This is a genomic window from Pseudomonas sp. IT-P294 (genome assembly GCF_949767865.1).
Lineage (GTDB): Bacteria > Pseudomonadota > Gammaproteobacteria > Pseudomonadales > Pseudomonadaceae > Aquipseudomonas.
Genome location: NZ_CATKQW010000001.1, coordinates 1 through 13,301 on the forward strand (window position 1 = coordinate 1; position 13,301 = coordinate 13,301).

The 13,301-nt window shown below is 59.6% G+C and carries 15 protein-coding genes; 7 read left to right on the plus strand and 8 right to left on the minus strand.

The window, feature by feature from the left end; translation table 11 throughout:
- Nucleotides 1–511: 511 nt before the first annotated feature.
- Nucleotides 512–661 carry a hypothetical protein gene (locus ACM6I0_RS00005; protein WP_414921202.1) on the minus strand — a complete coding sequence of 50 codons (150 nt, stop codon included), beginning with the start codon at nucleotides 659–661 and terminating at the stop codon, nucleotides 512–514.
- Here ACM6I0_RS00005 and ACM6I0_RS00010 point away from each other — a divergent pair.
- Nucleotides 660–1,034, plus strand: a complete 375-nt coding sequence (locus ACM6I0_RS00010) for a DUF6124 family protein (RefSeq protein ID WP_414921203.1) — start codon at nucleotides 660–662, stop codon at nucleotides 1,032–1,034. The two genes, ACM6I0_RS00005 and ACM6I0_RS00010, sit on opposite strands and share 2 nt — an antisense overlap.
- A 58-nt stretch (nucleotides 1,035–1,092) precedes the next feature.
- On the opposite strand, the gene ACM6I0_RS00015 is transcribed toward ACM6I0_RS00010, so the two are convergent.
- From ACM6I0_RS00015 to ACM6I0_RS00025, 3 genes are all read right to left on the minus strand, one after another.
- Nucleotides 1,093–1,689 (minus strand): superoxide dismutase, encoded by a 597-nt coding sequence (locus tag ACM6I0_RS00015; protein WP_157713500.1) that lies wholly within the window; start codon nucleotides 1,687–1,689, stop codon nucleotides 1,093–1,095.
- 176 nt (nucleotides 1,690–1,865) lie between these two features.
- The gene (locus ACM6I0_RS00020) at nucleotides 1,866–2,468 is read right to left on the minus strand and encodes a LysE/ArgO family amino acid transporter (RefSeq protein ID WP_285429546.1); all 603 of its coding nucleotides are present in this window, start codon (nucleotides 2,466–2,468) and stop codon (nucleotides 1,866–1,868) included.
- Nucleotides 2,469–2,473: 5 nt separating this feature from the next.
- The gene (locus ACM6I0_RS00025; protein ID WP_285429547.1) at nucleotides 2,474–2,875 is read right to left on the minus strand and encodes an ACT domain-containing protein; all 402 of its coding nucleotides are present in this window, start codon (nucleotides 2,873–2,875) and stop codon (nucleotides 2,474–2,476) included.
- 96 nt (nucleotides 2,876–2,971) lie between these two features.
- Between ACM6I0_RS00025 and ACM6I0_RS00030 the strand changes: the two genes are divergently transcribed.
- The 4 genes from ACM6I0_RS00030 to ACM6I0_RS00045 all read left to right on the plus strand — a co-directional run bounded on the left by ACM6I0_RS00030 (nucleotide 2,972) and on the right by ACM6I0_RS00045 (nucleotide 6,879).
- Complete coding sequence (locus ACM6I0_RS00030; RefSeq protein ID WP_208669656.1) at nucleotides 2,972–3,865, plus strand: LysR family transcriptional regulator ArgP; 894 nt, start codon at nucleotides 2,972–2,974, stop codon at nucleotides 3,863–3,865.
- Nucleotides 3,866–3,919: 54 nt separating this feature from the next.
- Complete coding sequence (locus ACM6I0_RS00035; protein WP_414921204.1) at nucleotides 3,920–4,912, plus strand: NAD-dependent epimerase/dehydratase family protein; 993 nt, start codon at nucleotides 3,920–3,922, stop codon at nucleotides 4,910–4,912.
- A 119-nt stretch (nucleotides 4,913–5,031) separates the two neighbouring features.
- Complete coding sequence (locus tag ACM6I0_RS00040; RefSeq protein ID WP_285429551.1) at nucleotides 5,032–5,907, plus strand: ATPase; 876 nt, start codon at nucleotides 5,032–5,034, stop codon at nucleotides 5,905–5,907.
- 123 nt (nucleotides 5,908–6,030) lie between these two features.
- The gene (locus ACM6I0_RS00045) at nucleotides 6,031–6,879 is read left to right on the plus strand and encodes a cache domain-containing protein (protein WP_414921205.1); all 849 of its coding nucleotides are present in this window, start codon (nucleotides 6,031–6,033) and stop codon (nucleotides 6,877–6,879) included.
- A gap of 142 nt (nucleotides 6,880–7,021) precedes the next feature.
- Here the strand turns inward: ACM6I0_RS00045 and ACM6I0_RS00050 are convergent, their stop codons facing one another.
- Complete coding sequence (locus ACM6I0_RS00050) at nucleotides 7,022–8,539, minus strand: MDR family MFS transporter (protein WP_414921206.1); 1,518 nt, start codon at nucleotides 8,537–8,539, stop codon at nucleotides 7,022–7,024.
- A gap of 79 nt (nucleotides 8,540–8,618) precedes the next feature.
- Complete coding sequence (gene pobA, locus ACM6I0_RS00055; protein ID WP_285429657.1) at nucleotides 8,619–9,803, minus strand: 4-hydroxybenzoate 3-monooxygenase; 1,185 nt, start codon at nucleotides 9,801–9,803, stop codon at nucleotides 8,619–8,621.
- Between the two features lie 188 nt (nucleotides 9,804–9,991).
- Between pobA and ACM6I0_RS00060 the strand changes: the two genes are divergently transcribed.
- A complete protein-coding gene (locus ACM6I0_RS00060) occupies nucleotides 9,992–10,888 on the plus strand; it encodes a helix-turn-helix domain-containing protein (protein ID WP_259153299.1) in 897 nt (298 codons plus the stop codon).
- A gap of 9 nt (nucleotides 10,889–10,897) precedes the next feature.
- Here the strand turns inward: ACM6I0_RS00060 and ACM6I0_RS00065 are convergent, their stop codons facing one another.
- Both ACM6I0_RS00065 and ACM6I0_RS00070 read right to left on the minus strand, forming a co-directional pair.
- Entirely contained in the window at nucleotides 10,898–11,074 is a 177-nt protein-coding gene (locus tag ACM6I0_RS00065; RefSeq protein WP_167360513.1) for a hypothetical protein, read from the minus strand.
- A gap of 174 nt (nucleotides 11,075–11,248) precedes the next feature.
- Nucleotides 11,249–12,154: a LysR family transcriptional regulator gene (locus tag ACM6I0_RS00070; RefSeq protein WP_414921207.1), complete on the minus strand. Its 906-nt coding sequence runs from the start codon at nucleotides 12,152–12,154 to the stop codon at nucleotides 11,249–11,251.
- Between the two features lie 114 nt (nucleotides 12,155–12,268).
- Here ACM6I0_RS00070 and ACM6I0_RS00075 point away from each other — a divergent pair, with 114 nt between their 5' ends.
- The gene (locus ACM6I0_RS00075) at nucleotides 12,269–13,156 is read left to right on the plus strand and encodes an MBL fold metallo-hydrolase (RefSeq protein WP_414921208.1); all 888 of its coding nucleotides are present in this window, start codon (nucleotides 12,269–12,271) and stop codon (nucleotides 13,154–13,156) included.
- The last annotated feature ends 145 nt before the right edge of the window (nucleotides 13,157–13,301 follow it).

The following is a 13,301-nucleotide window of genomic DNA, read 5'->3' on the forward strand; positions in this document are numbered from 1 at the left end:
AGTGCGGCTTCGCCGCACGGCGCTACGCGCCTACCCCCCAGATGAACGCCTCCACTCAGCCTGCCGACGGGGCAGGTGGATCAAGATCAAAAGCAGGCGAGCTACCGCTCGGCCTATTGAGTGGTGAAGAGCGGGCGGTAGACACCGGTCCGTTGTGGGAGCTGGCCTGCCAGCCGAACAATCTCTTGCAGGTGTACCCGGTCCATTGTGGGAGCTGGCCTGCCAGCGATGGCGGCCTGTCAGCCGACCAATCTCTTCCTGTTGCCCCTTGATCGTTCCCTACGCTCCGCGTGGGAATGCAGCCAGGGACGCTCCGCGTTCCATTTTTGTGTTTAACGATGTGTAAGAAACGCAGCGCTTTCCCACGCATTTTTCAGGTTGCCGGGTAGGAAGCAGTGTCTCTAACCTCTGGCTGTCGCTGAAACCTCAGCGACCGGGTGTGAGAACCCGACAGGTTAAGAGTTTTAATCGAGCGCCAGTACCACCATAATTGCCGCCAGCTTTTTCGCTGTCAGTAATGCTCTATGGCGGCTGTGTGCGGGCAGACTTCGGTCTGGCCGGGTTGGCTCTTCACCGGTTTCTCACTCCGCACATAGCTGTCACCACTTCGTCGCGTGAGAAACGGCAAGTGATGGCTCCAATTGAGAAAGAGCATATCCATGAATAAGCCAGTTCCTGACCCACCCTTCAATACCGTCACCCCTGAAGCCGAAGCCACCGAAGCGGAAGCGCTCATCAAAGACCGCGAAGCCATAAACCGCGCCCTCGATTACTACCTTGATCCCCCCGAGCCCTACAGCGTCAAAACTCGACGCCCGAGCACGATGTTCATGATCGCTCCCGATACGGATACCGAAAGTCTGCTCGCCCAGGCCTGTGAGTCCTTGGCGTCCGCCAGTGTCATGGCCAGCGATTTCGCCACAAACCTGATCGGCCCTCAGCGCAACACCGTGCTGGCCATTCAGCAGATCGTCATGCTGGCGGAGTTAGCGGTGAACCGGGCGTTGGATAATGTCGATTCGCAAGCGGCCTGACTTTTTCCAGGCCATAAAAAACCCGGCATAAAGCCGGGTTTTTTGACTGGCGTCGATCTTAAGCGGTGAAGGTTTTGCCTTCGAACTGCTCAGCCACGAATTTCCAGTTGACCAGGTTCCAGAACGCTTCGACGTATTTCGGACGAAGGTTGCGGTAGTCGATGTAGTAAGCGTGTTCCCAGACGTCGCAGGTCAGCAGCGGGGTGTCGCCGTTGGTCAGCGGGTTGCCGGCGCCGATGGTGCTGGCCAGGGCCAGGGAACCGTCAGCCTTTTTCACCAGCCAGCCCCAGCCGGAACCGAAGGTGCCGATCGAGGTTTTGCTGAATTCTTCTTTGAACTTGTCGAACGAACCGAAGGCTGCGTTGATCGCTTCAGCCAGTGCGCCGGTTGGTTGACCGCCAGCGTTTGGCGCCAGGCAGTTCCAGTAGAACGTGTGGTTCCAGACCTGAGCGGCGTTGTTGAAGATGCCACCCGAGGAAGTCTTGACGATTTGTTCCAGGGTCTTGCCTTCGAACTCGGTGCCTGGCACCAGGTTGTTCAGGTTCACGACGTAGGTGTTGTGGTGCTTGTCGTGGTGGTATTCCAGAGTTTCCTTGGAAATGTGCGGCTGCAGGGCATCGTGTGCGTAAGGCAGCGGCGGCAATTCGAAAGCCATGATGATTCTCCTAATCAGGTCAGTTGCGGTGAGCGCAAGGCCGATCACGGGCGGCCAGACAAGCGCCGGGGAGTTTGTACTCTTTGCGGCGCATCGGATCGGATCATAGCACCGGGGGTTCGGCATAACCACGCAACAACTGTGTGGAATAGAGGTTCCAGAGCCTTTTGGAATAATCAGGGGGTGACGATTAATTGAAAGGCCACGGCAAACATCATCACCGCCACCAGCAGATCGAGAATCCGCCAGGTGCTGGGCCGTGCCAGCCACGGCGCCAACCAGGCGGCGCCGAGGGCCAGGGTGAAGAACCACAGCAACGACGCACTGGCCGCGCCGACGACATAGGCGCCGGGCTCGGTTTGTTGGGCGCCGAGGGAGCCGATCAACAACACCGTATCCAGATAAACGTGCGGGTTGAGCAAGGTCACCGCCAGGGCGCTGAGCATCACCGCGCGCAGTGAGCGAACAGTTTGATGTTCACCTTGTTGCAGGCTTTGTTTCGAACAGGCCCGACGCAGCGCCTGACTGCCATACCAGATCAGAAAAACAGCGCCACCCCAACGGGCGACTGCCAACAGGGTCGGGTTTTGCGCCAGTACGGTTGCCAGGCCGAATACGCCCGCGGCGACCAACAATGCATCGCACGCAACACAAAGCGCCGCCACCGGCAGGTGATGTTCGCGGCGAAGGCTTTGCGCCAGCACAAACGCATTTTGGGTGCCGATGGCCATGATCAATCCGGCGGCCACCAGCAGGCCGTTCACATAACTTTGCCACATAGGTTTTACTCCGCGTTGGCTGCCAGGTCGCGCAGCACTTGCAATGCGCGTTGGGCGTCGGCCTGACCGACAAATAAATGGTCGTGGTAATAGCCAGCGATCACGTTGCAACTGATGCCGGCCTGGCCCAGTGCCGTGGCGAACGCGGCCGTCAGGCCAACGGCTTCGAGGGCCGAGTGCACGTTCAAGGTGATCCAGGCCGCGACATAGTCGAAGTTGAACCCTGCCTGTTCAGCATGGGAACGTTCCAGAATCACCGTCAGGCCTTCCTGCTCGCGGAAGCTGCCGATGATCTCAAGTCCTGCCGGTAACGTACTGTCGCGCAGGGTGCAAAACACGTATTCGCCGTCGTTGAGTTGCGGGCTCATGCTGCGCAGCAAGGTGGCCAATGAAGTTTCGCCAGCCATGTCGATGTTCCTTGTGAAAGAGTGCTTGCCGGGCATTCTCCGCTGCTAACCTGTATAAGAAAAACCAATCATGCTGATCGCTCATTAGGAAAACTGATGTTCGACTATAAATTGCTTTCCGCCTTGGCCGCCGTGGTCGAGCAGGCTGGATTTGAGCGCGCCGCGCAGGTACTGGGGTTGTCGCAGTCGGCGATTTCCCAACGGATCAAACTGCTGGAGGCGCGAGTCGGCCAGCCGGTGTTGGTGCGGATCACCCCGCCGGCGCCGACCGAGATTGGTCGGCGGCTGCTTAACCATGTCCAGCAAGTGCGTTTGCTTGAGCGGGATCTGCAGACGCTGGTCCCGGCGCTGGACGAAGAAGGTCTGCCGGAACGCCTGCGAATCGCCTTGAACGCTGACAGCCTCGCCACGTGGTGGGCCGCTGCCGTCAGTGACTTCTGTGCCGAGCAGCACTTGCTGCTGGATTTGGTCGTCGAAGACCAGACGGTCGGCCTCAAACGCATGCGCGCGGGCGAAGTGGCCGCGTGCATTTGCGCCAGCGAACGGCCGGTGGCCGGTGCGCGCAGCGTGTTATTGGGCGCCATGCGTTATCGGGCGTTGGCCAGCCCGGCGTTTATTGCGCGGCACTTTCCTGAAGGGGTTCGTGCTGATCTGCTGGCGAAAACCCCTGCGCTGGTCTTCGGGCCGGACGATTTCCTGCAGCATCGCTACCTTGCTTCGTTGGGTGTCGAGGGTGGTTTCGAACACCATTTATGCCCCTCATCCGAAGGCTTCATCCGCCTGACCGAGGCCGGTCTCGGCTGGGGCCTGGTGCCGGAATTGCAGGTGCGCGAGCAACTGGAACGCGGTGTTTTGGTCGAGCTTTTGCCAGATAAGCCCATCGATGTGCCGCTGTACTGGCATCATTGGCGCAATGGCGGGCAGCTTCTGGGGTTGTTGACCGATCAATTGGTACGTTCGTCGAAGCAATGGCTGGTGCCGTTGGGTTGACGGGCAGCGTCAAGACTCACGCATTACGCAAAACGAAAGACATCGGAGCTCTACATGAAAATTCTGGTCACCGGCGCAAGCGGCTTCATTGGCGGACGCTTTGCGCGTTTCGCCCTGGAGCAAGGCCTGGACGTGCGGGTCAACGGTCGCCGGGCCGAAAGCGTTGAACACCTGGTGCGCCGTGGCGCCGAGTTTATCCAGGGCGACTTGAGCGACCCGGAACTGGCGCGCGAGCTGTGTTCAGATGTCGAAGCCGTGGTCCATTGCGCTGGCGCGGTCGGGTTGTGGGGGCGTTATCAGGACTTTCATCAAGGCAACGTGCAGGTCACCGAAAACGTGGTCGAGGCCTGTCTGAAGCAGCGCGTTCGGCGTCTGGTGCATTTGTCGTCGCCGTCGATCTACTTCGATGGCCGCGATCATCTGGGGCTGACCGAAGAACAGGTGCCTAAACGCTTCAAGCACCCTTACGCGGCCACCAAGTTTCTGGCCGAGCAGAAGGTCTTTGGCGCCCAGGAATTCGGTCTCGAAACCATCGCTCTGCGCCCGCGTTTCGTGACCGGGGCCGGTGACATGAGCATCTTCCCGCGCCTGCTGAAGATGCAGCGCAAGGGGCGGTTGGCGATCATCGGCAACGGCCTGAACAAAGTCGATTTCACCAGCGTGCACAACCTTAACGAAGCATTGCTCAGCAGTTTGCTGGCCAGTGGTTCGGCCTTGGGCAAGGTCTACAACATCAGCAACGGGGCGCCGGTGCCGTTGTGGGATGTGGTCAACTACGTCATGCGCAAGATGGATGTCCCACAGGTGACGCGCTACCGTTCCTATGGATTGGCCTATAGCGTTGCCGCGCTCAACGAAGGGGTGTGCAAGCTGTGGCCGGGCCGTCCCGAGCCGACGCTGTCGCGACTGGGCATGCAAGTCATGAACAAAAATTTCACCCTGGACATCAGTCGCGCCCGGCATTATCTGGACTACGATCCGAAGGTCAGTCTCTGGGCGGCCCTCGACGAGTTCTGCGCCTGGTGGAAGGCTCAGGACCTTCGCTGACTGTCCGGTTGCCCGTCTGCCAGCACTGAACCGAGTTTGTGGTTGAGGGTCAATCGGTCGGCAGTGGGGTTTATACTCGCCGCATAAAGCCATCACCGCGTTCCACAAAGGTTGACTCAATGTCCATGCGTAACGATGCCAACGACGACTTCGACGATGTCCCAAGCCTGCGTGCCGACGTCCTCGATGACGATGATTTTCCCACCACTGCGCGCACCTCCGTGCACTCGCGGCCGGTGCCTGTCGTCAAAGTCAAAAGCGCCAGCACCGGCCCGTTGTGGGCGTTGGTCGGCGCACTGTTCTTTGCCTTCGCAGGCCTTGCCTGGTGGAGCTTCCAGCAGATTTCGCTGATGGAACAGCAACTGGTCGCGACCCAGGAAAGTTTCGCGCGCATCAGTGAAGAAGCGGCGGGGCGCTTGCAGGATATTTCCGGCAAGGTTGTCGCCAGCCAGACCAACGTCAACAGCGACAGCGAAGCGTTGAAGCTGCAAATCAAGCAACTGGAAAGCAAACTCCAGGACCAGAGCCAACAGCAGCAAGGCGTTGTCGGCCAGACCTCGGAGCTGGACAAACGCTTGGCGCAGATGAGCGCGCAAACCGCCGATCTGGACAAACGCCTGGCGCAAATGACCGCTCAGAACACCGAGCACCAGACCGCCAATACGCAATTGCAGGCGCAGGTCAAAGCGTTGAGTAGCGATTTGGCCGCGCTGAAAAGCGCCTCGGACGACACCAGCAAATTCGACGCACAGCTCAAAAGCCTGGGTGCCGACATCGTTGCACTGAAGAAACAAGGCAACCCGAGCGCCGCCATCGAGCGTCTGGAACAAGAAATGATCGTGCTCAAAAGCGAGCAGGACAACCGCCCGGCTGTTGCGCAAGGCGCCACCAATATCGCCGAGTTCGACGCCTTCCGCGGCCAGACCACCCGCAACATCAACACGCTCCAGGCGCAGATCCAGAATCTGCAACAGCAGCTGCGCGCCCGGCAGTGAGGCCTGAATCATTCCCGGGCCGTCCGGGAATGATTTCCTTACACACTGCGATTCGCTGAATATTCATACATATCCCATTGCCGACTACGCTCTTGAAACACTGACAAGAACGGGGGATGGACAATGAGGGTTCTGCACAAGTTGGCGGGGCTGGGCGCGATGCTGTTGCTGTGCCTGGGGCAGGTTCATGCCGCCACGGCGCAAAAGGACGACGGTCAGGCCGCCAAGGCCTTGCTGGAAAAAGCCCTGGCTTATTACCACGACAATGGCGACAAGGCGTTCGCCGCCTTCAGTCGTCAGGGCGAATTTGTCGACAAGGATCGCTACGTGTTCGTGGTCGACACCAAAGGCGTGATGCTCGCCAGCGGTGGGCCGTCTTCGGCATTGATCGGGCGTGATGTGTCCGAAACCCTCGGGCCGGAGTTGCAGAAAGCGTTCAAGGACGCCTTGAGCGTGCCGGAAGGCAATGGCATCCAACAGGCGGAATATCGCTGGCAGAACTGGTCCGACGGCAAGGTCGAACGCAAGCACGTGTTCTACCAGCGCGTTGGCCAGCGGATTCTGGCAGTAGGTTATTACCTGCCACGTGCCTCAGCGGAACAGGCGATGGTCTTGCTGAACAAAGCAGCGACCGATCTGGCCAAGGACGAGAAGGGCACGCTGAGCGCGATCAACTCCCTCAAGGGCGGTTACTTGCAGGATGACCTGTATGTGTTTGTCGTCGACCTCAACAACCAGCGCTACGTCGCGCACGGCACCAACCTGCGGCTGATCAATACAGACTTCGGCAAGATCAAGGACCCGGAAGGCAAACCGGTGGGCGAGCCGATCCTGGGGTTGATTGCCAAGCAGGATGACGGCGAATACGAATACCGCTGGAAAAACCCGGTGACCGGCAAGATTGAAGACAAGCATGCGTACCTGAAAAAGGTCGGGCATTTCCTGGTGGCGGTCGGGTATTACAGCCCTTGAATCACGGTGACTGACTGACTGACAGACCGCTATCGCGAGCAAGCTCGCTCCCACAGTGGATCTTCGGCGTTCACATATTGTGTGTATGACATAGATCAAATGTGGGAGCGAGCTTGCTCGCGATGGCCACGACTCGGTCCCACTATCGAACCTTGTCTTCCCGCCCCCGCAACAACATATTCGGCATCACAATCGCCGCCGCCAGCCCCAGCAACGACACGGCTGCACTGACCATCAGCAAATGCCGGAAAGTCAGCAGCAGCTCCGCGCGCAGGGCATTCTGCGCATCGCCGGGTGCGGCATTCAAACCATCGAGCAACACATTCCCCGAGCGGCCCTCGGCAATCATCGTCGAGCCGGCCAGGTGGGCAAAACTCGAATCCTGCAACAATGCCAGCAGCAACGCCGACATCAATGCCACACCCACCGCGCCACCCAGTGAACGAAACAGGTTGGTGGTGCTGGTCGCGACGCCAATATCGCGCTGGTCCACCGAGTTCTGTGTGCCGACCAATGACGTCGGGAATTGCATGCCGCTGGCGATCCCGCTGAGCAACATAAACAGACTGCTCAACAGAAAAGCCTGCGGCGGGCTGAAGGCCATGCCGAGAATCGAGATCGGCATCAGAACCGCCCCGGTCAGAATCATCGGTTTGTAGCGCCCGGTCACCGACGTGCGGCGCCCGGCGAAATACGCGCCAATCGGCAGGCCCATGGCCAGCGGCAACAGATGCAACGCGGCGCTGTCGGCCCCGGCGCCCGTGACGCTCTGAAAGCGCAGCGGCATCAGCACGATCAGCGAGATGGCCTGGAAACTGGTGAAGAAAATCGTGCACCAGCACAGGAGCGCATTGCGGTTGGCGAACAGATGCATCGGCAACAACGGCTCACGCGCCCGGCGTTCATGCCAGACAAACAACGCCAGCACCAACACCGCACACACCAGCAGGCTCAACACTTCGGCACTGCGCCAGGAATGGCCTTGCCCGACCTGAGTGATGCCCAGCAACAAAGCGGTCAAGCCGATGATCATCAGCAAGGTGCCGAGGTAATCGATGATCGGTTTGCGTTGCGGAACCGGCAGCCCGACCAACGTGCGATTGGCCACCAGCCAGGCACCGAGGCCCAGGGGCAGGTTGATCAGAAACACCCAGCGCCAGGACAAATACTCGGTCATGTAACCGCCCAGCACCGGGCCGGCGACGCTGGCCACCGCGTACATGCTGCTGAAATACCCTTGATAACGACCGCGTTCGCGGGGCGGGATGATGTCGCCGATGATCGCCTGGCTGACCGAAATCATCCCGCCCGCGCCGATGCCCTGGAGAATCCGCGCCAGCACCAGTTGCTCCATGCTTTGGGCCATGCCGCAAAATAGCGATGCGATCGTGAACAGGCCCATGCCGAAGAGCATCAGCTTACGCCGGCCATACAAATCGCCGAGCTTGCCGTAGATCGGCACCGCCACGGTCATCGCCACCATGTAGCCGGAGATCACCCAGGCCAGCAGGCTGACGTCCTTGAATTGCGCAGAAATGGCCGGCATCGAAACGGCGACGATGGTTTGGTCCAGCGCGCCGAGGAAAATCGCCAGCATCAGGGCGATCAACACGCTGCGGATGGCTGGTTTAGGCGTTTCAGGCTGGTTTAGATTGGTCACGGGTAAAGGCCTGCGGGCAGTGATTGACCCGCAAGGGCAAGGCGAGCGGGGACACTCGCCAGTGTAAGTCGGTAGCAGGCTATTCGATAGCCTCATAAGGAAGGCCGACGTAATTTTCTGCAATGGTTTTGCGACCGGCCTCGGAGTCGACGAAGTAATTCAGCTCCGACTCGCTGATGCGCTGGCTGAACGCGTCGTGGTCGTCAAAGCGGTGCAGCATCGAGGTCATCCACCACGAGAAGCGTTCGGCTTTCCACACCCGGCGCAGGCAGATTTCGGAATACTTCTCCAGCAAATCCAGGCGTCCCTCGCGATAGACCTTGAGCAAGATCTTGAACAAGGTGCTGACGTCGCTCGCCGCCAGGTTCAGGCCTTTGGCGCCGGTGGGCGGGACGATGTGCGCGGCGTCGCCGACCAGGAACATTCGCCCGTACTGCATCGGTTCAACCACAAAACTGCGCAGCGGTGCGATGCTTTTTTCGATGGACGGCCCGGTCACCAAGGTGTTGGCCAACGCAGAGGGCAGGCGCGTTTTAAGCTCATCCCAGAAGCGCTGATCCGACCAGTCCTCGACCTTTGCGTCAGCCGGCACTTGAAGGTAATAACGCGTGCGGGTGGCCGAGCGCATGCTGCACAAGGCAAACCCGCGCGCGTGGCGGGCGTAGACCAGCTCTTCATGGACCGGCGGGGTATCGGCCAGGATGCCGAGCCAGCCGAACGGATAAACCCGCTCGAAGACGTTCAGGCAATCACTGGGAATCGACTGCCGGGCCACGCCATGAAATCCGTCGCAACCGGCGATGTAGTCGCAATCGAGGCGATAGGTTTCGCCATCCTTTTCAAACGTCACAAACGGTTCGGCGGTTTTCATCCCGTGCGGTACGACGTTGGCGGCTTGGTAAATCGTCTGCGCGCCGGCCTCCCGACGAGCGGCCATGAGGTCGCGGGTGACCTCGGTCTGACCATAAATCATCACGGTTTTGCCTGCGGTCAGGGCGTGTAGATCGATGTGGACCCGACGGCCGTCGAGGGCCAGTTCGAACCCCCCGTGGACCAACCCTTCGGCATCCATGCGCTGTCCTACGCCGGCCTCACGCAACAGCTCTACCATGCCTTGTTCAAGGACCCCCGCGCGGATTCGTCCGAGCACATAATCAGCGCTCTGGCGTTCGAGAATAAGGGTGTCGATGCCGGCGTTGTGCAGCAATTGGCCGAGCAATAAACCGGCGGGGCCGGCGCCAATGATGGCGATTTGGGTTTTCAGCGTTTTCATTGTTTTTATGACTCGCAAGCTTCACATGGCCCAGGCCGGTGAATGATTTTTATGGATCGAGTGCTTGCATTTTTCCCTTGCGGGTCTGTCAATTGAAGGTGAAAAGTGAGCCGATACCTGTACATTCTGCCAATCGGTGCGATTATCGCCCGTAAACCTCTGAGGCCTGGATTGAAGTGATGAACAAGCCTGACCTGCCTTCGATTCCAGTGTTCAAGCTCTACGGTGAAAGCCTGGACTGGCCGACCCCCGACTTGCTGCACTGTGAAACCATTTCCAAACGCAGCCGCGAACATCAATGGGAAATCAAACCCCATCGTCACGCCGATTTGTGCCAGTTTCTCTTCGTTTTCAAAGGTCAGGCAGAGCTTGAAATCGAAGGCAAACGCACGCAACTGACTGAGCCGACCGTTCTGGTTTTGCCGCCGTTATCGGTGCACGGTTATCGTTTTTCCGAGGACGTCGAAGGATTTGTCGTAACGCTGGCCGCGCCGTTGGTGGCCCATCTCCAGGCACAGTTGGGCAGCTCGGTGAGCACACTGACCCAGGCCGAAAGTTATCCGGCGGGCAAGGACGGCGACTACCTCAACAGCCTGTTTTCGGCGCTGCAGGAGGAGTACACCGGCCACCAACCGGCACGCGAAATGCTGATGCATTCGCTGGTCAGCGTGATCATGGTATGGGTCAGCCGCCAGGTGATTTCCCGTCGCAACGCCAGCCAGCGTCCGCAACGGGCCCGGGAATATCTCAACGGCTTTATTCAACTGGTGGAGGAAACCTACCGTCAGCACGTCAAGGTTGAAGACCTGGCGCATCGGCTGGGGATTTCCGTGTCCCACCTCAACGGCACCTGCCGAGAGCTGGCGGGGCAACCGGCGTTGCAGATCATGCACGAGCGTCAGTTGCTGGAGGCCAAGCGTTTGCTGACCTACACCAGCATGACCATTTACGAAATGTCCGACGTGTTGGGGTTTTCCGATCCGACCAACTTCACGCGTCTGTTCCGACGTCGAGTGGGGATCTCGCCCAAGGCATTCCGCGACCGCTTGAAGGCCGATCAGGACAACGAGGCCTGACCGCTTTCGTCACCGAAGGGCGTTGAGGGTCGCGTTGTGGGGGATGCAGCGCTCGAAGTTACAGCTCGCATAGTCGCGGGGCAGTTGCCGCAACTGCTCTACGCGCCAGGCGGCGGTGCCATACAGCGCCAGCGTTGCCGCGCAGGTGATGAAAATGGCGAGGTATCTTCTTGTTCTGGTGTTCATGGCGTTGACCTCTGAACGAATACCCTTGGGTATTACTTTGAGCATAGGTCAGTGCCGCTGAGTTGCCAGCCCTGTGGGAGCGAGCTTGCTCGCGATGGCGCAGTGTCAGTCACCAGAGATGGCGAACATCAGACCGTTATCGCGAGCAAGCTCGCTCCTACAGTTTTGATCTGGTTACAGGCCGATATCCCACGCCGGCTCTTGCGGAAATCTGAGCACCAGAAAATCCAGCAGGCTGCGCAGCGCCGCCGGCATGTGCTTGCGCGAAGCGTACACCGCATAAATATTCATCTGCCTCGGCTCGGCATGGGGCAGCAGTCGCACCAGTTCGCCGCTGTGGATATTCACACCTGCCTGATACGTCGGCAGCATCGCCACGCCAGCTCCGGCGAGGGTGAGGCGCAACAGCGTGCTGGCTTCGTTGGCGCAGATGTTGCCCTGTACAGGCACTGACACCGGTTCCCCGTCCTGCTCGAAATGCCAGAGGCTTTTGCCGAAGTAGGAGTGCGTCAGGCAATTGTGCTGACTCAAGTCCTCGACCCGTTGCGGCGTCGGGTGTTGGCCGAGGTAAGCGGGGGAGGCGCAGATCACCGAGCGGCAGACCGTCAACCGCCGGGCGATCAGGTTCGGGTCCAGGTCGTTGCTGGTGCGGATGGCCATGTCGATGCGCTCATCCACCAGGTTCACGGTACGGTCGAGCATCTGCAGGTCGATGCTGACGCCGGGGTAGCGTTGGACATACGCCGCTATTGCATCCGCCAGTTGTGCCTGGCCGAACGAGGTGCTGACGCTGATCCGCAACAGGCCGCGTGGCGCTTCATCCGGCTCGCTGATGGCGGCTTGCATGTCCGTGGACAGGTCGAGCATCTGCCGGCAGCGCGGCAGGATTTCGCTGCCGGCAGCGGTCAGGCTCAATTTGCGCGTGGTGCGGTGCATCAAGCGTGCGCCGACCCAATCTTCCAATTCCGCCAGATAACGCGACACGACCGGCCGTGACAGGTCCAGATGATCGGCGGCAGCCGATTGGCTGCCCAGGTCAACCACCGTGACGAACACGCGCATTGCTTGAAGACGATCCATGATTTGCCCGATTTTAGAAACAAACTATGTTCAAGCATCGCATTTTTTGTACTGAGTGACGCAACTAAGCTCTGTCCCATCGCCAAACACGGCATTCGGATCACGGAGCAACAGATGATCGGCTTTACCTCTCTCAAGCGTATTTTGCTGGCCACCGCCACCCTGGGTTTCGCGGCCCACGCCGTCGCGGCGTCGACCCTGACCCTGGACGTCTACAACCCGGGTGAGAAAGCGATCTTCCCAGTCACCTCGGTGCTGGTCAGCGGCGAGAAAGAAGCCATTTTGGTGGACGCGCAGTTCGGCAAGTCTCAGGCCGAACAGGTGGTGGAAAAAATCCGCGCCAGCGGCAAACAGCTGACCACCATCTACATCAGCCACGGTGACCCGGATTACTACTTCGGCCTCGACACCCTGACCGCCGCCTTCCCGAACGCAAAAGTGCTGGCTTCGCAGCCAACCGTGGATCACATCAAGAAAACCGTCGACGGCAAGCTGGCGTTCTGGGGCCCGAAAATGGGCGCCGACGTGCCTGCCAAGACCCTCGTGCCGGGCGTGCTCAAGGGCGACAGCCTGATGCTCGAAGGGCAGAAGTTGCAGGTGGTGGGCCTGGACGGCAAGCAGCCGGATCGCACTTTCGTCTGGATCCCGTCGATCAAGGCTGTGGTCGGTGGCGTGGTCGTCGCCGAAAACATTCATGTGTGGATGGCGGACACCCAGACCGCGCAGTCCCGCGCCGATTGGTTGACTACGCTGAAGGCCATCGAAACCCTCAAGCCGAACACCATCGTGCCGGGTCACTACCTTGGTGAAAGCAAGCGCTCGCTGGCGGCCGTGCACTTCACCGCCGATTACATCAAGGCCTTCGACGAAGAAACCGCCAAGGCCAAGGACTCCGCCGCATTGATCAGCGCGATGAAAAAACGCTTCCCGACACTGGGTGAAGAAAGCTCGCTGGAGCTGAGCGCCAAAGTCGCCAAGGGCGAGATGAAGTGGGGTGAATGAGTGATCGTTCCCACGCTCTGCGTGGGAATGCAGCCCGTGACGCTCCGCGTCACTGGACGCGGAGCGTCCCTTGAGGCATTCCCACGCAGAGCGTGGGAACGATCTATCAACGATCTATCAGGTACAACCAAGCCAACTGGAGAAC